Raw genomic sequence first — 1,083 nt, 5'->3', positions numbered from 1 at the left:
TCCTTTTTCTAATAGGAACTGCCTCAACGAGGTGCCACATAAATAAAGCACAATATCGTTTAACGAGGCATCCGCCTCTGCTGCCAGTTTCTTAATTCTGTCTAAAGAATATTGCTGTGTAGCAAAGCGGCGAGCGGCTTGCACCCGGGTGTTAATGGTTGAATTAGGACCAGTAAACGGAGCAGAAAGTTTAACTCTATCCTGAACGGATGAACTGACCAGTTTTGCCAACGCACCCACTAACTGCGGGGTGTTCGAGGCTTGTTCTTTGATTGCGTCGATAGCTTGATCAAGCGCGCCTTGCCAAGTCGCAATGTGTTCGCCGCTTTTAATTTTCTTTGGCGTACCAATAGACCAAGGCGGTCTTGTATCGATATCGTCTGGAGACTCGCTTAGTGTGCGTTGCAATAAACGTACACCGCTTATGCCATCAATTAAGGAGTGGTGCATTTTGGTGTAGATGGCAAAGCGATTATTTTCCAGACCTTCGATGACATGGCACTCCCATAGAGGGCGTTTAAAGTCCATACGGTTGGAGTGTAATCTCGATACAAGTATACCCAACTCTCGTTCACCGCCTGGTTTGGGTAGAGCCGAATGACGTACGTGATAATCTAGGTCTATGTTCTTATCGATAACCCAAGACGGTGCGAGTAAGCGGCCCAGTAAGCTAGGCTTCGCGAGCTTTTTGTTCCAGGGGGAAACAATATCTCCAGCCGATTTCATGCGATGAACATCGTCGCGTAAAAAATTAGCAGGAGCATCTTTGGGGAGAGATAAAATTTGCAGATTGCCAACATGCATTGGCGTCTCTTCGGTATCCAATGCCAACCAAGAGGCATCAAGTATGTTTATCTTGTTATTCTGAGTCATTTTGCCAGGCCTTTTGGGAGTAATGAATACAAAGCGGAATCTTAACACACTTACTATATTAGACCATTAAACTTTATTGCCTAGGTCTATGAAGATATCGGAACTATTTATGTTCGCAGACAAGAAATTTACTTTTGGTATAGCAAATTTTGAAATGGAGTTGTCGTGAACCTTTTATTCGGCAGGGAGGGGGAATGGGGGCATATCGCG

Annotated in this window: 1 protein-coding gene; it reads right to left on the bottom strand. The window is 44.9% G+C overall.

Translation table 11 applies throughout. The annotated features are described in order from the left end of the window. A partial coding sequence (locus tag A3757_RS00410; protein ID WP_197469602.1) for a wax ester/triacylglycerol synthase family O-acyltransferase occupies positions 1-873 on the bottom strand: 873 nt, incomplete at its 3' end. Positions 874-1,083: the final 210 nt, after the last annotated feature.

The sequence above is a fragment of the Oleiphilus sp. HI0117 genome (genome assembly GCF_001635235.1).
The sequence above is the reverse complement of the archived record's forward strand: the minus strand, read 5'-3'. Positions and strand labels throughout refer to the sequence as shown.